Raw genomic sequence first — 23,295 nt, 5'->3', positions numbered from 1 at the left:
CCGCAATGACGATCATCCGCCGGCGGGCGCTCCTTGGCGCCGCGCTGTCGATAACCCTGCTGGCCTCCGCCACGGCCTGCTCCAGCTCCGACGACCCGGACACCGGGGCCGGCGGCGGCACCGTGTCGGAGGCCGACGTCGCCGCCGCACTGGAGGCCGGTGGCAACCTGAAGGTGTGGGCGTGGGACACCACGATCACCAAGGTCGCGGCCGACTTCCAGGTCAAATACCCCAAGGTCAAGGTCGAACTCGTCAACGCGGGTACGGGCAACGACCAGTACACCGCGCTGCTGAACGCCATCCAGGCCGGCACCGGAGTCCCGGACGTGGCCCAGATCGAGTACTACGCCCTTCCGCAGTTCGCCCTGAACAAGTCGGTGGCCGAACTGGACGGGTACGGCGCGGCCGGGCTGGACGGCAAGTTCACCCCCGGCACGTGGAACGCGGTGCACGCCGGCGGGAAGATCTACGGCCTGCCGATCGACTCGGGCCCGATGGCGCTCTTCTACAACAAGGAGGTGTTCGACAAGCACCAGATCGCGGTGCCGACCACCTGGGAGGAGTACGCGGCGGCGGCCGAGAAGCTGCACAAGGCGGACCCGAAGGCGTACATCACCAGCGACAGTGGCGACGCCGGGTTCACCACGAGCCTGATCTGGCAGGCGGGCGGGAAGCCGTACACCGTCTCCGGCACCGACGTGACGGTGAACTTCGCCGACGCCGGTTCGTCGAAGTTCGCCACCCAGTGGCAGAAGCTGATCGACGCCAAGCTGCTCTCGCCGGTCGTCGGCTGGACCGACGAGTGGTACAAGGGCCTCGGCGACGGCACCATCGCCACCCTGGTCACCGGCGCGTGGATGCCGTCCAACCTGGAGTCCGGCGCGAAGGCCGCGAACGGCAAGTGGCGGGTCGCGCCGATGCCGCAGTGGGAGAGCGGCGCCAAGGCGACCGCGGAGAACGGCGGCAGCTCCCTGACCGTCCCGGCGGCCGGTGCGAACAAGGCTCTGGCGTACGCGTTCGTGAAGTACGCCGCCGTCGAGGAGGGCGCCAAGACCCGGGTCGACGCCGGTGCCTTCCCGGCCACCACGGCCGAACTGAACGCGACCGAGTTCAAGAACAAGGAATTCCCGTACTTCGGTGGCCAGAAGGTCAACGAGGTGCTCGCCGAGTCCGCGGGCCAGGTCGTGAGCGGCTGGTCGTACCTGCCGTTCCAGGTCTACGCCAACAGCATCTACGGCGACACCGTCGGCAAGGCCTACATCGGCCAGGGCAACCTGACCGACGGCCTGAAGGCCTGGCAGGACGCCTCCGTCAAGTACGGCCAGGAACAGGGCTTCACGGTTAAATGACGCACAGCTCAGAGACGACCCGGCGCTGGCTTCGCCGCGCCGGGTCGGCGCGTCTGGAATTCGGCGCGGACTACAACCCCGATCAATGGCCCCGCGAGGTCTGGGACGACGACGTACGGGCGATGCGGGAAGCCGGCGTCACCATCGTCTCCCTCGCGATCTTCTCCTGGGCCCGGCTCGAACCCCGCGACGGCGTGTACGACTTCGCGTGGCTCGACGAGGTGATGGACCTGCTGCACGCCGGTGGTATCGCCGTCGACCTGGCCACCGCCACCGCCTCGCCGCCGCCGTGGCTGACCCGCAAGCATCCGGAGATCCTGCCGGTGACCCGGACCGGGGAGACCCTGTGGCCGGGCGGGCGCCAGCACTGGCGGCCCACCTCGCCGATCTTCCGGGAGCGGGCGCTGCGCCTGGTCCGGGAGCTGGCCGTCCGCTACGCCGAGCATCCGGCGCTGGTGGCCTGGCACGTCAACAACGAGCTGGGCTGTCACAACATCTACGACTACTCGGACGACGCGGCGGGGGCCTTCCGGCGGTGGCTGCGCGCCCGGTACGGCACCGTCGAAGCGCTCAACCAGGCGTGGGCGACCGCGTTCTGGTCCCAGCGCTACGACGACTTCGAGGAGGTGCTGCCGCCCCGGCTGGCCGCCTCGTACCCGAACCCGACCCAGCAGCTGGACTTCAAGCGGTTCTCCTCGGACGCGCTGAAGGACCACCTGCGGGCCGAACGCGACCTGCTCCGGCAGATCACCCCGGACGTGCCGGTCACCACGAACTTCATGGTGATGGGCGAGACGAAGGGGATGAACTACGCCGACTGGGCCGCCGACGTCGACTTCGTGTCCAACGACCACTACGTGCTGCCCGGCCCACAGGCCCGGGACGAGCTCTCCTTCTCGGCCAACCTGACCGGCAACATCGCCGAGGGCCGGCCGTGGTTCCTGATGGAGCACTCGACGAGCGCGGTCAACTGGCAGCCGGTCAACGTCGCCAAGAAGCCGGGCGAACTGGAACGTGACTCCCTCACCCATGTCGCGCACGGCGCCGACGCGGTCTGCTACTTCCAGTGGCGGCAGTCGCGGGCCGGCGCGGAGAAGTACCACTCGGGGATGCTGCCGCACGCCGGGACCGACAGCGACCTCTTCCGGGACGTGACCCGGCTGGGGGAGCGGTTGCGGGAGCTGGCGCCCATCGCCGGCTCGCGCCGGGGCCGCGCGGCCGTCGGCATCGTCTTCGACTGGGAGTCGTGGTGGGTGTCCGAGCAGGACTCGCACCCGACCGAGCGGCTCCGCTACCGGCAGGAGGCGCTGGACTGGTACACGGCACTGCTGGACGCCGGGATCCGCGCCGACGTGCTGCCGGTGGGCGGGCCGCTGGAGGAGTACCGGGTACTGATCGCGCCGATCCTGCACGTCGTCCCGGCCGCGCTGGCCGACCGGCTGCGGGACTGGGTGACCGGGGGCGGGCACCTGGTCACCACGTACTTCTCCGGCATCGTGGACGAGCACGACCACGTCTGGCTGGGCGGCTACCCGGGACCGCTGCGTGAGCTGCTGGGCATCCGGATCGAGGAGTTCGGCCCGCTGCTCGACCAGGAGAGCGTCGAGCTGGACAACGGCACCACCGGCACGATCTGGACCGACCGGATCGATGTGACCGGCGACGACGTCGAGGTGCTGGCCCGCTACAAGACCGGGGACCAGGCCGAGCGTGCCGCGGTCACCCGGCGGCCGGCAGGTGCCGGGTCGGCGGCGTACGTCTCCACCCGTCTCGGCCCGGACGGGATCGCCGCGCTGGTGCCCGGCCTGCTCGGCCCGGCGGGGGTGCGCGGTGAGCTGCCCGCGGAGTGGGGCGGCCGGGTCGAGCTGGCGGTCCGCGGCGACCACTGGTTCCTGATCAACCGGACCGACGAGCCGGTGGACCTCGGCGCCCTGCCGGGCGCCGGGATCCTGCCGGCCCGCGGTGTGACCGTTCTCCGGACGAACTGAGGGCACTGACCGACCCCGGCCGGATGGGCCGGCCGGGGTCGGTCAGAGCGCGTTCCGCGGCGTGAAGGCGGTCGCCCCCGCCGCGGTGGTCTCGGTGATCTTCAGCCGGTCACCGTCGGCGACCACGTAGTGGCGCGGATAATTCGTCGACCGGAGCGCCAGTGCGGTGCCCTGCCGAATCGATACCTGACAGAAAGTCGCGTCCTGGCGGAATAGCGCCGAGCCGTCGTTCCTGTCTAGCCGTATTTCGAAATTTCGATGGCGGAGATAATATCCGGGAAAGTTCACCGATTCGAGCGAGGCGCAGTCGTCGTCGCCGAGTCCGGTGCGTACCCGGAAGCCGGAGTCGGCGCGTTCCCCGGCGCTGCTCGACGCGCTGACCGCCTCCAGCCGGCCACGGAAGTCACGGTGCCGGACTCGGTGCCCGGGTCGATCGGCCGCCTCCAGCCCGACCGTCGAACCGACGCTCAACCGGACCGGGGGCGGGGGCGCCGGCCGCGTCGCCGCGGGCGGTCTCGTGGTGGTCCGGGTCGCCGCCGGTGAACTCTTCGGCGGTACCGCCGGGCGCTCGGTCGACGGTACCGGCGGCACCGTGCCGGAGGGTGACGGCTGCACGCTGACCGGTACGTCCTCCGAGTCCAAGGGTGCCGGGAAGGCCGGTATCGGCTGCCCGGGGACGACCGGGACGGTGAACTCGGCGGCGACCGGCTCGGTGCTGCGGGAGGCGTCCAGCACCACGGCTATCGCCGCGGTCGCCGCGCAGGCGAGGCAGAGCGCCGCGGCCAGCACGAGGCGTGGCCGCATCGTCCCCTCGCCGCGGAGGCGGGTGAAGGAGTCGCGGGGGCGGGGAGAGTTGGCGTACGCGTGTGCGGTGGGCCGGATCGGCCCGGCGGGGCCGCCGCCGGGTGAATAGGGCGGAATCCAGCCGCCGACCCGCAGACCGTTACGGGCGTCGTCTTCCGGCATCAATTTCGCTTCCGTGGGGGATCGTTCACACAGAATCACTTAAGGATTCGATAAGGATCTACACGCTCGGGGCATCTCAGGGCAAGAGGAAACGATGTCCCCATTTGTTGGGAGCGCTCCAATCGAACCGAACGGGGCTCGCATCCGTATCACCGGCGTGGAGTTCTGCCGTGCGCCTCGAGGAGAGCTACGTGGACAGTCCTGCCGTCTCTGACACCGACAGCCCGGCCGAGAACGACCCCAGGGTCATCGAACTGGTCGTCACCGGCCCACCCGGGACCGGGCCGAAGCTGCCCGACATCTCCGGGTTCTGGCCCGACGCGCCGCACCGGCTCGGGCCGGCCGCCGACCACTACGAGCCGGAGGGGGCCGACGCCGTCCGTACCGATCCGGCCTGGATGCCCCGCGGCTCGCAGCGGCCCACCGTGGAACTCCGGCTCGCCGAGACCCGTGTCCGCCGCGCCTCCCGCAAACCGGTCGCCGCCCTGGCCGCCGCGATCCTGACCGCCGCCGGGCTGGCGTGGTACGCCACCCGCCCCACCGAACCCACCGCCGGCCCGGTGCTGACCGTCCCGACCGCCACGGCCACCGGCGCCGCCCCGGCCGGTCAGCCGCCCGTCTCCATCGAGACCAGCGCGCCCGCCGCGCCGGTGCCCGACCTCGCCACCCTGGAACTCACCGACGGCACCACCGCGCTCAGCGTGCGGGTCGGCGACACCGGCGAGGACTGGTACCGGGTGAGCAGCCCGGTCGGCAGCGGTATCAGCACCCGCGCCGAGGTGCGCGACGGCACCGTACGGATCTTCGTCGACGACGGCACCGACCCCGGCACCGCCGAGGTCGACGTGGTCCTCAGCCCGGACGTCACCTGGTCGGTGCTGATGCTCGGCGGCGTCCGTACCGCCGCGATCGATCTCACCGGCGCGAAGGTCGGCCGGGTGGACCTGGTCGGCGGCGCGGCCGAGATCGACCTGACACTGCCCCGGCAGGACAAGGTCGTACCGATCTCGATGACCGGCGGCGTCCGCGACTGGCGGGTCAGCACCGGCGGCCGCGCCCCGGTCCGGGCCGTCCTGGAACGCGGCGCCGGCACGGTCGACCTCTACGGCGACCGGAGGAAGGGCGTCAACCGGGGGAGCCGGTTCACCGTGGGCACCGGCGACGGCGGCATCGACCTGGTCGCGGAGAACGGCGTCGGCACCCTGACCGTGGCCGAGGGCCGGGACGGAGGCACAATCGCCGAGTGACACGAGCAGCAGGCGACGCGGCGCCACCCGAGACCTCCGTCTCCCTGGACCACTTCATCGGCCTCTACGAGGCCAAGGACGATCCGTGGGACGTCGCGACCAAGTGGCACGACCGCCGCAAGTTCGCGGTCACCGTGGCCAGCCTGCCGCGTGAACGCTACCGCCGCTGCTACGAGCCGGGCGCCTCGATCGGCACGCTCAGCCGGATGCTCGCCGGCCGCTGCGACGAGGTGCTCACCACCGACAGCGTCCCGGAGGCCGTCGAGCTGGCCCGGCAGAACACCGCGGACCTGCCGAACGTGCGGGTCGAGCGGGCCGAGCTGCCGGCCGACCTGCCGGACGGCGACTTCGACCTGGTGGTCATCGGTGACCTGCTCTACTACCTGTCCGGCGACGACCTGACCGCCACCCTGGACGGACTGACCCGGCGCCTGGAGCCCGGCGGTGACCTGGTCGCGGTGCACTTCCGCGACCGGGAGAACAGCGGCAGCTACGACGGCTTCAACGCGCACGCCGCCCTGCTCGCCACCGCCGGCCTGGACCACGTGGTGCACCACGAGGACGAGTGGTTCGTGCTGGACGTGCTGCGCCGCTCACACGACGTGGCGTAGGGCGATCAACCCGGGGACCGCCACCTCCCCCGACCGGGTGCCGGTCGCGGCGTCCAGCCAGGTGACCCGGCCGGTCCCGCCGGCGTAGACACGCCCACCGTCCCGGCTCAGGGCCAGCCCGCGGACCGCGCCCGGCAGCTCCCAGCGGCCCGTCTGCCGGCCGGACGCACGGTCCAGCACGGTGACCCCGCCCGCCCCGATCAGCACCCGGCCGTCCGCGGTCAGCGCCAGGGCGGCCGTCGACTCCGGCACCGGAGGCACGTCCACCACCCGCTCGATCGCCAGCGACTCCGGGCTCGCGTAGGCCAGCTTCCCGGCGTTCAGATCGGCCACGAACAGGGTGCGCCCGTCCGCGGCCAGGGCGTGCCCGGCGGCCGGTCCCTCGCCGAACGGATGCGGCAGATCCAGGCAGTACGCCCACCGCTCGCTCAGGTGCAGCACGTGCACGAAGGCGTGCGCGCCGCCCGGCCGCCCGGAGAGCAGATCACGGGTGTGCCGATGGCCGGGCTGGTGGGTGTAGAGGGTGAACAGCATGGTCCGGTCCGCGGACAGCACCGCCTGCCGCCCGTCGCCGCGCATCTCCTCCTCGGCACCCGGCGGCAGCGGCGTCTTGTCCCGGGTGCTGAGCGGCTGCACCTCCCCGGTGGCCAGGTCGAGCAGCCGTACCCGGTAGTGGTCGGGCGCGGCCGCCGGCAGCCACTCCAGCACGAACAGGCCGGTCCCGTCGGCGGTGAACGCGTCCGGCTCGATCACCCCGGCCAGGTCCCGCTCCGAAGCCCCGCCCGGCCCGGTGATCAGCAGCCGGGTCCGGGCGCGCGCGGCGGGCCGATCGGAGGCCCCCGTGCGGCTCAGCGCGCACGCCCGGCCGTCGGTGGAGACGACCCGCGGGATCCAGCCGTCGGCCAGCGCCGCGCTGCGCACCGCGGTTCCGCTCGCCGGGTCCACCTGGTCCAGGCCGCCCGGCCGGGCCGCGTACAGGTGGGCGCCGTCGTAGCCGGCCGCCGCCGGACCGAGCACCTGCTCGCCGGCCGGGCCGAGGCGCAGCAGCCCGCGGTCCGATTCGGCGAGCAGCACGTCGGGCGCGGTGGGCGTGGTGGGCGCGGCCTGGGCGGTCTCCCGGCAGCCGCCGAGGGCGAGGGCGGATCCGGCGAGCAGCAGAAGGTTGCGGCGGGTCGTCATACCCCGAAGACACCGCCCGCCCCACCGAGGTTCCCGGCCGGCTCCCACCGCCGTCTCACCGCCGTTGAGACAGCGGCGGAAACCAGCCACGGAGATCCGGCTGGTGCTGAGCGGTGTCTCACCGCGGTTGAGGCAGCGGTGGGAGCCAGCCACGGAGGTCTGGCTGGTGCTGAGCGGTGTCTCGTTGGGGGTGAGGCAGCGGTGGGGGCCAGCCGGGAACCGATCGGGGGTGGGCGGTGTCTTTAGGGTGTGTCAGCGGAGGGGGCGACCATCGACATCGACGAGGCGGCCGCGGTGACCCGGGCCCGGGCCGGTGACGTGGACGCGTACGAGGTCCTGGTCACGCGGTTCACCGTGCCCGCGCACCGGGCGGCGGTACTGCTCGGCGCCGGGGCGGACGCGGACGACGTGGTGCAGGAGGCGTTCGTGAAGGCGTACCGGCAGTTGGGCCGGTTCCGGGGCGACGCCGGGTTCAAGGCGTGGCTGCTGGCCATCGTGGCGAACGAGACCCGCAACCTGGTGCGGTCCCGGCGCCGCCGGGAGGGGCTGTGGCTGCGGGCCGCGGCACGCGAGGACCCGCTGCTGTTCGAGCCCGACCCGGCCGAGTCGGCGCTGGCCCGCGAACGGCGGCGGCTCCTCGTCGACCGGTTACGCAGCCTCGACGACCGGGACCGTGAGGTGCTGGTCTGCCGCTATCTGCTGGACCTGTCCGAGGCGGAGACCGCGGTCACGCTGAACGTGCCGAAAGGGACGGTGAAGTCACGGACCTCGCGGGCGCTGACGCGACTGCGGGACCGGATGCCGGAGGGGGTGGCCGGTGCCTGAACCCGAGGACCTGATCGCCGAGTTGCGTGACCTGGGGGCGCGGGTGACCGTACCCCCGGCTGTTGATCAGCGGATCGCGGTGCGGGAACGCCTCGCGGCGCCGGCGGCCCGGCCGCGCCGCGCCCGGGTGTGGGTGGCGGCCGCGGTGGCCGCGCTGATCACGACGGTCGCGGTGGTCGACCCGGCCCGGGCCGCGGTGGTCGAGGTGGTCGGTGACCTGCTGCGCATCGCCGGAGTGGAGGTACGCCGCGAGCCGCCCCGCGGAGCCCTGCCCGGCACCCCGAGCGCGCTGCCGTCGGCGACCGCATCCGCCGCCTTCCCGGTCGCCGCCCCGGCGCACCTGGGCGAACCGGACCAGGTGCTGCGCTCCGATCCGGACGCGGACGGTCGCCCACGGGTGGTCACGCTGATCTACCGCGGCGGCGCGGTGCGGGTGGACGTGTTCGACGGGCGGCTGGACACCGCGTTCTTCAAGACCGCCCCGGACGCCCGTCCCGTGGAGCTGCCCGGCGGCATCGGCGCGGCCTGGCTGCCGGGCCCGCACCCGGTGACCTATGTGGGCCGCGACGGGGTGGAACGGACCGCGACCGCGCGCCTGGCCGGACCGACCCTGATCTGGGCGACGGACACCGTCACCTACCGGTTGGAGGGAATCGTGACACTCGAAGAGGCGATTGCGGTGGCAGGCTCGGTGCGCTGAGCCGGGATCGGGTATGCGCGGTCGGTAGCGTTCGTCGGGATGAGAAGTCTTCCTGCACTCTGCTGCCTGGCCACGATGGTCGTTCTCGGCGGCTGCACCTCCGCCCCCGAGCGGCCCGCCCCGACGGCGCCGGCCCGGCCGTCGGCGACCGGGTCCACGGTGTTCTATGTGGAGCCGGACGCCCCCGCCGTCCGGCAGGTGGCGGCCTGGGAGGCGCAGGGCCGCAGTGCGGACGCGGCCGCGGTGCGGAGGATCGCCGAGGCGCCGAACGCGGTCTGGTTCGCCGACGACCGGCCGGGCTTCCAGGACCGGGCCCGGCGGCTGGTCGCGGCGGCCGGGGCGGCCGGGCGTACGCCGGTGCTGGTGCCCTACTGGGTGCCGCAGCGTGACTGCGGCGGCCACTCCGGTGGCGGTGCGCCGGATGCCGCCGCCTACCGGGCGTGGATCGCCGACCTGGCCGCGGTCGTCCGCGGACGGCAGGCGATCGTCGTCCTGGAGCCCGATGCAGTCCCGCACGTGCTCGACGACTGCGTCACCGGGCCGGCCGCCGAGGAACGGCTCACGCTGCTGCGCGAGGCGATCGGGGCGTTCAAGGAGGGCGGCGGCACGCGGGTCTACCTGGACGCCGGCAACCCCGGCTGGATCAAGGACATCGGCCGGGTGGCCGCGGCTCTCCGGGACGCCGGGGTCGAGAGCGCCGACGGGTTCAGCCTCAACGTGGCCAACTTCGAGACCACCGAGGACAACGTCGCGTACGGGACGGCCGTCTCCGACGAACTCGGCGGGAAACCGTTCGTCATCGACACCAGCCGCAACGGCAACGGGCCGGCGCCGGTCGACGGGCGCAACGCCGACGGGCACTGGTGCAACCCGCCGGGACGTGCGCTGGGGCCGGCGCCGACCGAGGACACCGGCACGCCCCGCGTCGACGCGTACCTGTGGGTGAAACGGCCGGGCGAGTCCGACGGGGCGTGCCTTCCGGACGCCCCGCCGGCCGGTCAGTGGTGGCCCGAGTACGCCCTCGGGCTCGCCACCAACTGAACGGTCCCCGTCGTCATGCCACCCGCACCCAGCGGGCCGGGGAGGGCAGGCCCTCGCCGTCGGTGAGGAACAGCATGTACCAGCCGGACGGGAGCAGGCCCGGTTCGTTCGGGACCGTCACGGTCACCCCGCCGGGGGTACGCCGTACGCCCAGCTCGATCGACCGCTGGTCGACGTCGGTGCCGTGGGTGACCGCGCTCGGCCGGACCAGCCGGGCCCCGGTGATCCGGTCGGCGTCCGCGGTCGCGTAGGCGGCGCTGCGCCCGCGTTTGACCGTCCGTGGCCCGCCGCCGATCGCCGGCCGTTCGCCCTGGAACAGGTAGGGCGGGCTGTAGATCTCGATGCGCTGCTCGAACTTCCCGGGGTTCTTCCCGGTGCCGTCGTAGATCGGGTCGCTGCCCATGGTGACCACCCTGCCGTCCGGCAGCAGCAGCGCCTCGGAGTGGTAGTTGCGGCCCACACTCGGTGCCGCCGCCTGGTGGAACACCTCCCGCCGCGGGTCGTAGAGATGCGCGGTGAGCAGGTCGCTGCGGTTCTTCCCCTGGTACGGCCCACCCCGGTACCCGGACGAGCCGCCGCTGGTGAACACGGTGTCGTCCGGCAGGATCACGGTGTTCAGGTACCGGGTCGGTGCCGGCAGGTCCGGTCCGGGCCGGTAGCGGGGTTCCTTCTCGTCGAGGTCGGCGATCGCGGTCCGGGCCGTGGAGACCGGTGAGTCACCGACCCCGCCCCCGCCCATGATCATCACCCTCTGATCCTGTGCCGGCGGCAGCAGCACGGACGAGCTGGTCTCGGTCATCTGCGGATCCTCCAGTCCGGGTACGGTCTGGAACCTGTTCTTCGTCACGTCCCACAGCCCCGGGGTACGGCCCTCGGTGTCCGAGCCGTAGCCGGCGTTCGAGCCGGAGAAGAACAGCCGCTCGTCGCGGGTCAGGAACAGCGCCGGATAGGTGGGGAAGACCCGCTGCAATTCGGGCGCGGCCACCCACCTGCGCTGGGCGACCTTGTAGCGCTCGTTGACGCCGGGCAGCATCCGGCCGAACTCGTCCAGCCCGGACACCGCCAGCACGTCGCCGTTCGGCATCGTCGACAGGGTCGGGTACCAGCGGTGCTCCACCATGTCCCCGGTGCGGACGTAGCGCTCGGCGATCGGGTCGAACTCGTACGACGTGCGGTCCCCGCCGTACTCCTGCTTCTCCCGGGTGATCTTGTCGGCGATGCCGTACAGGTTGCGGGTGTCGGTGCCGGTCAGGCCGTCGATCGCGTACTGGGCGGGCTGCGTGACGGTGCCCGCGTCGCCCGCGTCGGCCGCGTCCACCCAGACCTCGGTCTCGCCGGCGTGCACCATCGTGTGGCCGCCGTGCGACATCTTGGCCGCCGCGGGCACGGTCACCTCGGCCCGGGTCAGGTAGGCGCGGCCGTTCGCGCCGAGCAGCCGGGTGCCCTTCGGGAACGTGCGGGGGCCGCGGTCCGGTGACTCGTTCTTGATCTTCATGACGCCGGCGGCGCTCTTGATGTCCGCTTCCAGCACCTCGTACGACTTGGTGCCACCCGCGACCAGCAGATTGCCGTTCGGCAGGAACGTGTGCCCGCCGCAGAACAGGTCGGTCGGGGTCGGGACGTCCTTGAACGCGTCGGTGCGCGGATCCCACAGGATCGTGCGGAACGTGCCCGCCTCGAAAGCGTCCCGGTTGTTGCCGGATCCGGCGACGATCAGGATCTTTCCGGTACGCAGCAGCGCGGCGTGGACGGCGTTGATCCGGAACTTCGCCGGCACGTCGAGCAGGGACCAGTGGCCGTACTGCTCCTTGTAGGAGGGCCGGTTGATGCTGAACTCGTGGAAACGTTCGGCGGCGAAGACCACGATCGGCTTGTTCACCACGGCCACGGCCGCCATCAGGGGCAGCGTGACCGCCATCGTCAGCAGGCGCCGGGCGAGCGTCGGGCGTCGTCGCGTACTCATGCGGCGATTTCCATCATTATGGGTTCCTTGTCGTCTTCCACGGTGACGGTCTGGTGGTGGTTGCGGCCGAGCGCCTGTAGCGCCCAGATCGCCGGCGGGGTCAGGCAGAGGGCCAGGTTGAGCGAGGGCCACAGCCACATGAACCCGTGCGCGTGGCCGGTCACCGCGGCCACGGCCAGCAGGGCGGCGTAGAAGACCGCCCACCGCAGATGGGTACGGAAGGTGAGCAGCCGGTCCGGGCTGGCCGAGTCACCCTTCGGCGTCACCACGAAACCGGCCCGCCTGCGGAGCACGGCCTGCACGAACGAGGTGACGTAGATCGGCGCGCACAGCGTGGACAGCAGCATGCCGGCGAGACCGGAGGAACCGGCCTCCTCGTGCGGGCTGACGTTGTGCCGCCGGTTCCACAGGTAGAGGCCGACCTGGAACAGGGCGGCGTCCACGTAGAGCATCAGCCACACCTGCTGCGGCACCTGGACGCCCTGCACGCCGAGCAGCACGTGCAGCGCCGCGGTGGCGGCGCCGAGCAGCCAGGACACGGCGGTCAGCGGGTAGTACGCCATCAGCAGCGAGTAGTGCACCGTCCGCAGGAAGCCGAGCCGCCGGACCATCCGGGCGAACCCGGCCACGAACACCTCGTCGGTGCCGCGCGACCAGCGGTGCTGCTGGCTGAAGTAGTCGGTCCACGACGACGGCCCCTCGCCGACGGCCAGCACGTCCGGCGTGTAGACCGAGCGCCAGCGCCGGCCGGTCGCCGGGTTGCGGCGGGCATGCTGGGCGAGGCTGGTCGCCATGTCCTCGGTGATCGAGTCCTGGAGTCCGCCGATCGACCGGAGCGCGCTGATGCGTACCGCGTTGTTGGTGCCGACCAGCATCGGGATGCCGAGCCGGTTGCCGGCCCGCTGGAGCAGCGAGTGGAACAGGTACTGCTGCGACTCGGCCCAGCGGGTGATCACGTTGTCGTAGTTGCCGTAGATCTGCGGGCCGATCACGAACGCCACGTCCGGGTCGCGGAACCAGCCGAGGAGCCGCTCGCAGAAGTTCGGCAGCGGCACGTGGTCCGGGTCGACCGAGACGAAGACGTCGTACCGGTCGCCGTGCCGGTCCATCCAGGAGTTGTAGTTGCCGTGCTTGGTCTTCGCCTTGAAGGCCCCGGACGGCGTGTTCCAGTCCGGCGCGCCCTTGCGGCTGAAGTGGTACGCGCCCACCCGCCGGCACATCCGCCTGACCTCGGGGTCGTCGCCCTCGTCGAGCAGCCACACGTCGAACCGGCCGCCGTGGCGGATCCGCATGGCGGCCCGCAGCGTCGTCTCGACCATCTCGATCGGCTCCTTGCCGGGCACGATCGTGGTCAGGAACGCCACCCGCAGCCGCTCGTCCGGTACCACCGGCACCGGGTCACGGGCCTGGAGTGTGGCCAGGCACAGGGTCACCACGTTGACCAGACGGAACAGTTCGATGAGCGCGATCGCGACGATCATGAACGCGGTGGCGAGGAAGAGCCCGGTCTGCATCCGCCGGTCGGGGAGCTGGACCGAGGAGAGCAGCCATCCGAAGAAGGTCGCCTCGAACGCGAACGCGAAGACCGCGATCAGGACCGAGCGGATGGGGCGGCGACGGGACAGCGGACGCAACCGGACCCGGTAGTCGTCGCCTTCCGGGGCTGGTTCGGCGTCACCGGCGAGCCGGCTGAAGCCGCGATAATCCGGCAGACGGGATACAACACTCTTTCCGGGCACAGAGGCAAGATAGCCATAATTAGTAAAATCCGGGCATACGTCGTACTCCTATCGTGTCGTGTCATGGTGGTCGACGGCCCGGAACTTCGTTGCGGTCAGTGACAGAAATCGTCGAACCGACACGCCCTGTGATCCGTTCTCTCTGTCAGGCGGGGTGCGAACGCCCCGCGATGACCCGACAAGGCGGTGGCGATGCTGATCCTGTTCCTGCTCATCCTGGTCCTGGCCGCCGCCTGTGTGCTCGCGGTGCGCGGGGTGCGTGCGGACGCGTCTGCCGAGGTGGAGCCGCTGACCATTCCGGACGGGCTCTTCGCCCCGCAGAGCCTCGAGGGGGTGCTCTGCGCCCAGCTCATGGACGGGGAGATCACCCGGCGTCAGTACGTGCGCTCGATGGCCGGCATCGCCGCCCGTGACGAGGAACGGCACCCGCTCACGGTGCCCGGCTACGACGACTGATCCCCGTCGGCGCGACCGGCCCGGCACCGTGATCCGGGCACTCAGCCGATCTTCTCCAGAGAAGCCGGCGGCCGTACGGTCGCCGGCTTCCTGCTGTGCATCAGCGCCAGGCCCGCGGCCGCCGTCAGGGTGGTCAGCACGATCGACGCGGCGACCGGCGAGAACACCGCGTCACTGTGCCCCTCGAAGGTGAGATATCCGCCCACCATCAGCGGTGTGGCGATCGCGTTGCAGACGCTGTGCATCAGCACGCCCGGCCAGATCGAGCCGGTCCGGGCGCGGACCTCGCCGTAGAGCACCGACGCCGCCATCGTCCCGGCCAGCATCAACGGCAGGAACAGGGTCATCGGCAGCGACGTGACGAGGCGCATGTCCGCCGCCGACGTCCACACCAGATAGAGCGGCACGTGCCAGAGCCCCCACACCGCGCCCGCCAGCAGATGCGGGACGAGCCGGCCGCGCAGACCCATGGCCAGCGCGGTCCGGGTGCCGTAGCCACGGAACACGAACTCCTCGATCGGGTTCTTGATCAGCTGGACGGCGAAGACGCTGATCACGGCGGCCGCCAGGCCGGGCCGGCCGGTGACCGTGACGAGGCCGGTGGCCACGCCGAGGCCGATCGCGATCGCGGTGACCACGGGATAGAAGACCGCGGCGAGGCCGTACCAACGGAGTCCGGCCCGCGGCGCGAGGCCGAGGGGGCCGCCGCCGTCGCGGGACAGCAGATACAGCAGGAGTGCGGCCACCAGCGGACCGAGCAGGAACACCAGCATGCCGGTCGTACCGTTGCCACTGCTGGTGGCGGTGCCGGTCGCGGTCTGCACGCCGGCCGCCCGGTCGACGGCGACGCCGAGCCAGCCGGTGCCGATCACGGCCAGGGTGAAGAGGGCGAAGTTGAGGCGGGCTCTGCCGGTCATGGCTGTGGCTCCTCGGGCTCGGGATGGCCGGCCGGATCGCCGAGCGCTGCCAGGGACTCGTCGGCCCAGGCGATCGTGGCCCGGGAGTGGTGGATGCCGGCCCGGATGGTGACCTCGATGAACGGCCAGTCGGGGGTGTCGCCCTCTTGCGCGGACAACTGGGTTTGCAGTGATTCGTACCCCTGAAGGTTTTTCAGCGCCGTGTCGCGCGCCGCCTCCAGCAACCCGCGGCATCGCTCGCGGCCCAGCGTGCGGCCGAAGAAGAGCCGCAGCAGCAGGCCGTCGCGCGGGGGTGTGCCGCGGATCGGCTCGGTGAGCAGCTCGATCAGCCGGGCCGTGCCGGACCCGGTGATCTCGAAGACCGAGGACCGCGCCCGCGGGCCCTCCCGGCGCCGCACGTGGCCCTCCTCCTCGAGGGTCTGGAGTGTCGGGTAGATCTGGCCGAAGCTCTCGCTCCAGAAGTGCCCGAGCACATCGCGGATCGCCTCACGCAGCGCATATGCCGTCATCGGTTCGATGCTCAACCCGCCGAGAACCGCCATCTGGGTCTGACTCGACCGTGCCATCCGCGCCTCCTTGTATCTGCCAGATATTTCTAGCAGATACAACAGCGTCTGTCATGACGCGCGTCATGTTCATCCTGGTTACTCGTGGGTAATATAGGGTCATGATCAATGGTGTCTCCGCCTCCCTCGCCGAGGTGCTCGACGGCCGGTGGGCGCACATCCGGCAGGCCGTGCGCGACGAACTCGGCGCCGAGTTCGTCACCGTCCCCGGCGAGACCGGCGACCAGGCACGGGAACGGGTCAGCCGGCTCATCCGCGCGCTGCCGACCGACGTCGGTGTGGCGGCCGCGTTCCCGGCCGCGTTCGGCGGCTCCGACGACCCGGGCGGCTCCACCGTCGCCGCCGAGATGCTCGCCCAGGTCGACCTGTCCCTGATGGTCAAGGCCGGCGTGCAGTGGGGCCTGTTCGGCGGCGCCGTCGTCGCGCTCGGCACCGCCCGGCACCACGAGGCCTACCTGCGTGACATCATCTCCGCCGACCTCATGGGCTGCTTCGCGATGACCGAGACCGGTCACGGATCCGACGTCCAGCAGCTGCGGACCATGTGTGTCTTCGATGAAGAAGCCGGGCATTTCATCCTGAACACTCCGCATGAGGCCGCGCGGAAGGACTACATCGGCAACGCGGCCCGCGACGGGCGGATGGCCGTCGTCTTCGCGCAGCTGATCACCGGCGGGAAGTCGTACGGCGTACACGCCTGGCTGGTGCCGATCCGCGACGCGGACGGCAACCCGGTGCCCGGCGTCACCATCGGCGACGCCGGCCCCAAGGCCGGGCTCCTCGGCGTCGACAACGGACGGCTCACGTTCGACCACGTGATCGTCCCGCGGGACATGCTCCTCGACCGGTACGGGCAGGTCGCGCCGGACGGCACGTACACCAGCACCATCGAGAACGACACCCGCCGCTTCTTCACCATGCTCGGCACCCTCGTCCGCGGCCGGGTCACCGTCGGCGCCGCCGCCTCCGCGGCCACCCGCAACGCCCTCACCATCGCCGTCCGCTACGGCGAGAGCCGCCGCCAGTTCACCGCCCCCGGCGCGGACCGCGAGATCGCCCTCAACGACTACCTGGCCCACCAGCGCAAACTCCTTCCGGCGGTGGCGCGGGCGTACGCGTACGCCTTCGCCCAGGAAGAACTCGCCGTCACCATGTCCGAGGTCTTCGCCCTCACCGAACCCGACGAACACCGGCAGCGCGAACTCGAATCCCGCGCCGCCGGCCTCAAGGCGATGCAGACCTGGAACGCCACCCGCACCATCCAGATGTGCCGGGAGGCGTGCGGCGGCGCCGGATACCTCGCCGAGAACCGGCTGCCCGGCCTCAAAGCCGACACCGACGTCTTCACCACCTTCGAGGGCGACAACACGGTGCTGCTCCAGCTGGTCGCAAAAGGCCTGCTCACCGGCTACCGCGACGCCTTCGGTTCCCTGGACGGCTGGGGCCGGGCGACGTTCGTCGCCGAACAGGTCACAGAGATGGTCCTCGAGCGTACGGCTGCCCGCTCCCTGATCCAGCGGCTCGTCAGCGCCGTACCCGGCCGCGACGAGGAGGTCGCCGTCACCGACCGCGGCTGGCACCTGTCCGTCTTCGAAGACCGGGAGAAGCACCTGCTGGAGAGCGTGATCCGCCGCCTCCGCGGAGGAGCCGCCACCAAGAAGGACCGCCCGTTCGACATCTTCAACGACGTCCAGGACCACGTGCTGGCCACCGCGAAAGCCCACATCGACCGGATCACCCTGGAAGCCTTCGTCGCCGGCATCGAACGGTCCGGCGACCCGTCGGCCCGGGCACTGCTGTCGAAGGTCTGCGACCTCTACGCCCTGACCGTGATCGAGGCCGACAAGGGCTGGTTCCTGGAACACGGCCGGCTGACACCGGCCCGCTCCAAGGCCGTCACCGCGGTGATCAACGACCTGCTGCGCGACCTGCGCCCGCACATGCGCACCCTGGTCGACGCCTTCGCCATCCCGGACGAATGGCTGAACGCCGCCATCCTCCGCGAGGAGCCGGCCCGCCAGGACGCGATGGCCAAGGAGGACGACGCCGTCCGCGCCACCCCGACCGACTGACACCGGTGACCGGTGGCGCGCCCGCCGGCGTGCCACCGCTACCGGAGGCGCTCCCGCCAGGCGCGGGGGATGCCGAGGTCGAAGTGCTCGGCCTTGAGCAGGATGAGTTTGCGCTCCCGATCACGCATCAGATCGGCGAACGCCGCCGTCGCCTCCTCCACGAAATCTCGCTCACCGAACTCCCGCAGCACCCCGGGCTCGATGTCGACGCGCCAATCGATCATTCCAGTCGTCGAGATGCGCAGAATCGCGGATGGTGAAACGCCCCGACACTGCAACGTGTGCAAACCGTCCTGGAATCGCTGATGCCGTGCGTCACCGCGGTTCCGGCGATCTTGTTCCGCTTCCTCGGATGTCAGTGACAGCGCCCGTCGGACGATCTCTCGCCGTTCGCGTTCCCAGGCCACCCACGTGTTCTTTCCCAGACCTGCCAATTGCCTGGTCAGGCCGCTTTCGTCGTACCATTCGTAGGTATGGCGCTGAAAAATGATCTCAAGGGTCAGATTGCCGGTGACGGTTGCCCGAATCTGATCATCCGGCGATTTTCCGGTAACGATCATGCCGCGTAGAAGATCACCCAGATCAGCGCCGTGAGGATGCATGTGTCAGCCTTCCGTCCGCGTGCATCGATCGCCGAACCGATTGATGACAGCCAACGTATGCGGTGGTGTGTGGTACACAAAAATCGTGACAGCGAGACGTGTTGCCATCGGTGTGACGGTGCTGCTGTCCATTCTGGCCGCGCCGGCGCCGGTGGCAGCGAAACGGGACACCGGATCGCTGGACCTGGCGGCAGGTGACGGCAGCGCGGGGTTCTCCGGCGACGGAGGGCCGGCGAAATCCGCCCGGCTCAACAAGCCGTACGGAGGAGCGGTCGCTTCAGACGGCACGCTCTACATCGCGGACACCGCCAACCATCGCGTCCGCGCGGTGACGCCGGATGGAGTCATCCGCACGGTGGCGGGCGACGGGACGCCGTCCGGGGAGGCCGGTCCCGTCCCGGCGGGAACCATGGGAACGGGGCTTTCGCTCTCACTTCCGGGTGAGCTGGCCGTGGGCCTCGACGGCACACTGTTCATCGCGGACGGGCCCGGCTTCCGGGTCTACGGGCTGGCTCCGGACGGCACGATCTCCCTGCGCCTGGACGCCTCCACCGGTCAGGGCGTGCTGGACCGACCGATGCGGTTCCCTCGAGGACTGGCGGTAGCGGCGGACGGCACGCTCTACGTGTCCGACCGGGAGAACAACCGGGTCGTCGCGATCACACCGGCAGGCGCGGTGAGCGTCGTCGCGGAGGTCTTCGCCCCGAACGGTCTGGCGGTCGACGGTCAGGGTAATCTCTGGATCGCGGCGCAGGACCTGTACCGGATGCGCGGTGACGCGGTGTCGCCGATCCTGGATCATCAGGCCGACCGATGGACTGTCGGCGATGGCACCGCGCAGCCGCCGGGAGACGACGCACTGGGAAATGTGCGCTCCGTGGCCGGCCGGGCATCCGACGTCCACGTGGTGGACGACGTCCGACATGCGGTACGACGACTAGGCACCGATGGGGCCGTCGCGACCGCAACGGAGCTCGACACGGCGAACCTCGGCTTCGGGCCGTTCGACCTGGCCGCCGGCCCTGCCGGGGACGGCCCGCTCTATCTGTTCGACATGGTCGGTAGCCGGGTCTTCAGGGTGGACGCGTCCCATCCGTCGCCCGGGGCGCCACAGGCCGGAACGGTGTGGCCGTGGCTGCTGGGGGCCGGCGTACTCGTCCTCGCGGTGGCGGCCGTGGTCCTGATGACGCGGAGCCGCCCACGGGCATCGGCGAAATGACAGGGATTCGGGGGGAAGTAGATGGCGGAGATCGTCGGTGGGGACCTTTATCACCTGTGGACGGTGTCGGAGGTGCACCTGCCACGCATTGCGAGCGTCTTCTACGGCGCGGGCGGAATCATGGGACTGCCCAGCACCGATCTGTACATCCCAGCGAGCGACAGCGGGTCTCTGTTACCACCCGTGAGCGGTGTCGAGAACGCCTGGTATGCGTTCCGCGCGGAGTTGCAGAGCCTCATGATCGAGATGGGTGATGTGGTGATGGAGGCCGCTCAGGGCGTGCGTCACGCCACCGAGATCTTCAATCAGGTCGACGCCGCCAATGGCAGGACCATCCTCGACGCCTACATGGAGACGGACCACGACCCCCGGGACGTCGCCGCGAACCCGCCAGCGCCGGATGACCCGGACCGTCCCCGGCGGCCTACAGCGTCCTGACGGCAGGAGGTATCTCGACATGGCATCGGCTGAGATCCTGGACGCCCCGATTCCCGTGCGGCTGACCGGTGAGACATACGCCTCGGCGGTACGTCAGGGGGCGCGCCGGCTCAAGGAAGAGCTGATCCGGCAGACCATCGAGGATGCCGACTCGTGGGCGAAGGCGGTCGCCGCCAAGTGGGACGAGGAACATCCCGGCGTTCCACAGCGACGGGGCATCACCGAGGAGGAGTTCAACCGGTATCGCGAGCGGGTCCGGACCGAGGACTACGAATGGATCGTGCCTTCGTTCGAGCGGCATCTCGACCCTGACCCGATGCAGTTCGATGCGGTCGTCCTTCTGCTGGGACAGATCGAGGCGAAGTTCGGTGGGGATGCCCAGACATCAGGCGGCTGGACGGGATCCAGTTCAGCGCTCGGCCGGATCAACGACGTCCGGGGTGAGATGGTGCACTGGGCCGGCGAGTTCCGGACGAACTTCATCAGCAGCTTCGTCACTCCGCTGGAGAACACCCTGCCGAATCACCGCGAGCTGGTGCGCCTGGCGGGCGATCAGATGAAGCTGACCAGATTGATCTACATGCGCCGGCGTGAAGCGGTGCTCACGTTGCTCGACCAAGCGATCAACGCCACCCAGGCGGTCAGCAGAAACTCCTCCGTGGATACGACCCTCAAATGGGGAACGATCATCATGGTCGCCGTCGGGACCGTCATCGGCGCCTTCAACCCGGGGGTGGCGCTGCTCACGGCGGGCGTTCTGCTCGAGGTCGGCGGCACCGTGGGCCAGGGCCTCCTGCCGGACCGGCCGGAGGAGGAGAAGTTGCCGCTGGCGGCGCCGACCGCTGCTGAGGTCGCGATCAACGTGTCCACCGCACTCGGGCAGATCAGCAGCGAGTTCGCAGAGGCGGAGAGGCATGCCTCGAATGCGTTGTTCACCCTGACCCGAGCTGTCGAGGCCGAACGGATGCGAGCGGGCACCCCCGGGACGAACCCGTTCACCGTGCCGGCCCCGACCATCGCCACCGCGACACCGGCTCAGATCATCGAGGATCTGCATCCCACTGGCTGACACCCGGCGCCGCTGAGCGCCCGTCGGCCCGTGGCCTACCTGCCCACGACGGCCGAGACGGCATCACCGCAGCCGGAGAGCAGCACGGTCGCGGTGGCCAGGGCGGCGAGGCCGGCCCGGATGATCTTGGCGTTCATAGCCGGGGGAGTTCATCGATCGACGTGCAGCCCGGGACGGTCCGGGGGCGCGGGCGCCCCCGGACCGCCGGATGACCTACTTGCCCAGGGTGGCCTGGTCGATGACCTGGTTCGCGGCCGGGGCCACGATGCCGTCGAACTTCGCGCCGAACTCGCTGAACGTGACACCCTCGCCGGTGGCGGACGGGCCGATGCGCACCGGGTACGCCTCGCCGGTCGTCGCCACGAACACCAGGGAGTCGGCGTCGCTGCTGTCCTTCAGGGTGATCACCGGCTGCTCGCCGACCTTGGTGGCCTCGCCCTTGGACAGGGTGCCACCCGGCTTCAGCAGCTCGTTGACGTCGGCGGCGGCGAACAGGCCGCTGATCTGGTCCTTCGCCGGGACCAGCACCCACTTGCCGCCGGTCGCCGCGACCATCTTCTTGGCCTGCTCGGGACCCGCGATCATCGCCCAGAAGCCCTCGCTCGGCTTCATGTACTGCTTGCCGCCGACGGCCAGGACCTCGACCTCGGCGTCCTTGCCCATCGACATCGTGCCGACGAAGTCCTTGCCGGCGACCTTGAAGTCCAGCGACATGGTCTCGCCGTCGGTCGTCGCCGAACCGGCCATGTGGAACGAGCCGGCCTTGGTCAGCGCCTCCTTGGCCTTGGTCAGGATCTCGTCGGCGGTCATCGCGGCCACACCGTTGTCGGCCGGCGCCTGCGAGGCCGCCGTCGTCGTCCCGCCCTTCGGCTCGGTGCTGTCGGAACCACCGCAACCGGAGAGCAGCATGGTGGCGGTGGCCAGGGCAGCAAGGCCGGCCCGGAAGGCAGTCTTCGTCATCGATCTTCTCTCATCACCGCGGCGGGGACCCCCGCGCCGCGCGGAATATTAGTGAGCCTGGCAAACCTATCGGCACCGGACAACGAATCGATTACCTTTATGCGGCGAATACGAAGCATTCCGCACGGTCAGCGGGGCGCTACGCACCGTTCGCTGACCGTGTGGTTTGTCCGGAAATGGGGCCGCCGGGGGTGCCGCGACTCGGCCGGTCGCGCCGACCGGGGCGGTCAATATTCGCGCAGTAGGGAGCCGGCGCCGTACACCCGGTCCTTGATGCCGTTCTCGCGCAGCGCCATCCACCAGGTGGCGGCGTTGACGGCGATCACCGGCTTGCCCAGCCAGCGTTCGGCCTCGTCGGCCAGGCGGATCATGGACAGGTTGGTGCCGCACTGGACGATCGCGTCCACGTCGGGGGTGTTGACGTCGAGGATCGCGGCGCGCAGCTCGTCCTCGGTGACGTGGGCGATCGACACCGCGGTGGGGCACCGCAGGCCCTCGATGGCGGTCACCTCGAAGCCGATCTCGCCGAAGAACCTGACCACGTCGGCGTCGCCGGCCGGCTGGTAGGGCGTGATCACGCCGATCCGGCGGGCCCCGTAGGCCCGCAGGGCGCGTTCGCACGCTTCCGCGCCGGTGGCCACGTCGAGTCCGGTGATCTTCTTGATCCGGGCCACGAGCCCCCGGTTGCCGTCGGCGCCGTCCCGGAACGTCTCCGTCGACATGACCATGTAGTCGGGTTCGCAGGTCAGCACCCGCTCGCAGGCCGAGCCGAGCTCGGTGTCGTCGGAGAGGCCCTCGCTGCGGAGGTGGATGCGGGAGAAGTGCGAGGTGACGCCGGGTACGGCCATCGCGTAGAAGTCGGGTTCGACGATCGTGTTGGTGGACGGGGCAAGGACGCCGAACTTGCGGCGCCAGCCGAGGGCGTCGGTCATCGAAGGGCTCCGATCGGTGCGGGCGGGTGGGCGTGCGGGCGTCTGCCCGCGGCGGGCGACCGGGGCGCCCCGGTCGAGGAACGCGCGGAGCAATACCTACCCGGTCCCGCCGCCGGTGAGCGCGTCCCGGCGATGCGTTTCCGCCAGGACGGCTGTCCGGTCACGGTTCCTCCTAGCGAAACGGCGTCTCCAAAAAACTACACCGCGGTTATCTCGATAGTAAAGATATTGTCGAGGCGGCGGGAGGGTCGGGCACGTCTTTCCCGCCGAGATTCCGGACGATCCCCGACGACACCGGCGGCCCACACGCGGCGAGGGCCGGCCGCCGAAGCGACCGGCCCTCGCCGCGGATGCTGCCGGATCAGGTCAGTTCTCCTATCCCTTCCGGTGACGCCTCGCAGGCGTGAAAATCAGGGTGGGCCGCCCGCCAACGTCGGTGTTTCCCCTTGGGATACG

Annotated in this window: 21 protein-coding genes; 12 read left to right on the top strand and 9 right to left on the bottom strand. The window is 70.7% G+C overall.

The features are described 5' to 3' along the window. Positions 1-5: 5 nt before the first annotated feature. Entirely contained in the window at positions 6-1,349 is a 1,344-nt protein-coding gene (locus tag BC793_RS12465) for an ABC transporter substrate-binding protein (protein WP_203896163.1), read from the top strand. Then, positions 1,346-3,337, top strand: a complete 1,992-nt coding sequence (locus BC793_RS12460) for a beta-galactosidase (RefSeq protein WP_109592518.1) — start codon at positions 1,346-1,348, stop codon at positions 3,335-3,337. Before BC793_RS12465 ends, BC793_RS12460 begins: the two co-directional genes overlap by 4 nt. A gap of 42 nt (positions 3,338-3,379) precedes the next feature. Here the strand turns inward: BC793_RS12460 and BC793_RS12455 are convergent, their stop codons facing one another. Then, positions 3,380-4,303, bottom strand: a complete 924-nt coding sequence (locus tag BC793_RS12455; RefSeq protein ID WP_203896162.1) for an AbfB domain-containing protein — start codon at positions 4,301-4,303, stop codon at positions 3,380-3,382. A 170-nt stretch (positions 4,304-4,473) separates the two neighbouring features. On the opposite strand from BC793_RS12455, the gene BC793_RS12450 reads away from it, so the two are divergent. Next, complete coding sequence (locus BC793_RS12450) at positions 4,474-5,550, top strand: hypothetical protein (RefSeq protein WP_109592516.1); 1,077 nt, start codon at positions 4,474-4,476, stop codon at positions 5,548-5,550. After that, entirely contained in the window at positions 5,547-6,161 is a 615-nt protein-coding gene (locus tag BC793_RS12445; protein ID WP_109592514.1) for a class I SAM-dependent methyltransferase, read from the top strand. The genes BC793_RS12450 and BC793_RS12445 overlap by 4 nt, the downstream gene beginning before the upstream one ends. On the opposite strand, the gene BC793_RS50535 is transcribed toward BC793_RS12445, so the two are convergent. Continuing rightward, positions 6,144-7,340: a YncE family protein gene (locus tag BC793_RS50535; protein ID WP_203896160.1), complete on the bottom strand. Its 1,197-nt coding sequence runs from the start codon at positions 7,338-7,340 to the stop codon at positions 6,144-6,146. The genes BC793_RS12445 and BC793_RS50535 overlap by 18 nt on opposite strands. Positions 7,341-7,589: 249 nt before the next feature. Between BC793_RS50535 and BC793_RS12435 the strand changes: the two genes are divergently transcribed. Genes BC793_RS12435 through BC793_RS12425 form a run of 3 tightly spaced genes read left to right on the top strand, consistent with a single transcriptional unit; the run spans position 7,590 to position 9,906 of the window. Next, positions 7,590-8,165: an RNA polymerase sigma factor gene (locus BC793_RS12435; protein ID WP_239169956.1), complete on the top strand. Its 576-nt coding sequence runs from the start codon at positions 7,590-7,592 to the stop codon at positions 8,163-8,165. Beyond that, positions 8,158-8,865 (top strand): hypothetical protein, encoded by a 708-nt coding sequence (locus BC793_RS12430; RefSeq protein ID WP_239169955.1) that lies wholly within the window; start codon positions 8,158-8,160, stop codon positions 8,863-8,865. Before BC793_RS12435 ends, BC793_RS12430 begins: the two co-directional genes overlap by 8 nt. Before the next feature lie 39 nt (positions 8,866-8,904). Beyond that, the gene (locus tag BC793_RS12425; protein ID WP_109592512.1) at positions 8,905-9,906 is read left to right on the top strand and encodes a glycoside hydrolase family 6 protein; all 1,002 of its coding nucleotides are present in this window, start codon (positions 8,905-8,907) and stop codon (positions 9,904-9,906) included. 13 nt (positions 9,907-9,919) lie between these two features. On the opposite strand, the gene glxA is transcribed toward BC793_RS12425, so the two are convergent. Both glxA and BC793_RS12415 read right to left on the bottom strand, forming a co-directional pair. Further along, positions 9,920-11,869: a radical copper oxidase GlxA gene (gene glxA / locus BC793_RS12420; RefSeq protein WP_109592510.1), complete on the bottom strand. Its 1,950-nt coding sequence runs from the start codon at positions 11,867-11,869 to the stop codon at positions 9,920-9,922. Then, positions 11,866-13,608: a glycosyltransferase family 2 protein gene (locus BC793_RS12415; protein WP_239169954.1), complete on the bottom strand. Its 1,743-nt coding sequence runs from the start codon at positions 13,606-13,608 to the stop codon at positions 11,866-11,868. Before BC793_RS12415 ends, glxA begins: the two co-directional genes overlap by 4 nt. Before the next feature lie 192 nt (positions 13,609-13,800). On the opposite strand from BC793_RS12415, the gene BC793_RS12410 reads away from it, so the two are divergent. After that, entirely contained in the window at positions 13,801-14,064 is a 264-nt protein-coding gene (locus tag BC793_RS12410) for a hypothetical protein (RefSeq protein WP_109592508.1), read from the top strand. Positions 14,065-14,105: 41 nt separating this feature from the next. Here BC793_RS12410 and BC793_RS12405 read toward each other — a convergent pair whose 3' ends face one another. Then, the gene (locus BC793_RS12405) at positions 14,106-14,981 is read right to left on the bottom strand and encodes a CPBP family intramembrane glutamic endopeptidase (protein ID WP_109592506.1); all 876 of its coding nucleotides are present in this window, start codon (positions 14,979-14,981) and stop codon (positions 14,106-14,108) included. Further along, complete coding sequence (locus BC793_RS12400; RefSeq protein WP_109592504.1) at positions 14,978-15,547, bottom strand: PadR family transcriptional regulator; 570 nt, start codon at positions 15,545-15,547, stop codon at positions 14,978-14,980. The genes BC793_RS12405 and BC793_RS12400 overlap by 4 nt, the downstream gene beginning before the upstream one ends. A 101-nt stretch (positions 15,548-15,648) precedes the next feature. On the opposite strand from BC793_RS12400, the gene BC793_RS12395 reads away from it, so the two are divergent. After that, positions 15,649-17,619, top strand: a complete 1,971-nt coding sequence (locus BC793_RS12395) for an acyl-CoA dehydrogenase family protein (protein ID WP_109592502.1) — start codon at positions 15,649-15,651, stop codon at positions 17,617-17,619. A gap of 38 nt (positions 17,620-17,657) precedes the next feature. Here BC793_RS12395 and BC793_RS48775 read toward each other — a convergent pair whose 3' ends face one another. Beyond that, positions 17,658-18,179, bottom strand: coding sequence for a hypothetical protein (locus BC793_RS48775; RefSeq protein WP_146246239.1), 522 nt, complete (start codon positions 18,177-18,179; stop codon positions 17,658-17,660). Between the two features lie 127 nt (positions 18,180-18,306). Here BC793_RS48775 and BC793_RS12385 point away from each other — a divergent pair, with 127 nt between their 5' ends. From BC793_RS12385 to BC793_RS12375, 3 genes are read left to right on the top strand one after another with little or no spacing between them, the layout of a single operon-like run. Beyond that, positions 18,307-19,440 (top strand): NHL domain-containing protein, encoded by a 1,134-nt coding sequence (locus tag BC793_RS12385; RefSeq protein ID WP_158319232.1) that lies wholly within the window; start codon positions 18,307-18,309, stop codon positions 19,438-19,440. A gap of 21 nt (positions 19,441-19,461) precedes the next feature. After that, entirely contained in the window at positions 19,462-19,878 is a 417-nt protein-coding gene (locus BC793_RS12380) for a hypothetical protein (protein ID WP_109592496.1), read from the top strand. A 19-nt stretch (positions 19,879-19,897) separates the two neighbouring features. Then, positions 19,898-20,947, top strand: a complete 1,050-nt coding sequence (locus BC793_RS12375; RefSeq protein ID WP_109592494.1) for a hypothetical protein — start codon at positions 19,898-19,900, stop codon at positions 20,945-20,947. Between the two features lie 213 nt (positions 20,948-21,160). On the opposite strand, the gene BC793_RS12370 is transcribed toward BC793_RS12375, so the two are convergent. Further along, the gene (locus BC793_RS12370; protein ID WP_109592492.1) at positions 21,161-21,907 is read right to left on the bottom strand and encodes a hypothetical protein; all 747 of its coding nucleotides are present in this window, start codon (positions 21,905-21,907) and stop codon (positions 21,161-21,163) included. A 227-nt stretch (positions 21,908-22,134) separates the two neighbouring features. Then, on the bottom strand, positions 22,135-22,839 hold the full coding sequence (locus BC793_RS12365) for a maleate cis-trans isomerase family protein (protein WP_109592490.1): 705 nt from the start codon (positions 22,837-22,839) through the stop codon (positions 22,135-22,137). Positions 22,840-23,295 lie beyond the last annotated feature (456 nt).

The organism is Actinoplanes xinjiangensis (assembly GCF_003148685.1).
GTDB classification, from domain to species: Bacteria; Actinomycetota; Actinomycetes; order Mycobacteriales; family Micromonosporaceae; genus Actinoplanes; species Actinoplanes xinjiangensis.
This window is presented reverse-complemented; position numbering and strand designations above follow the sequence as displayed.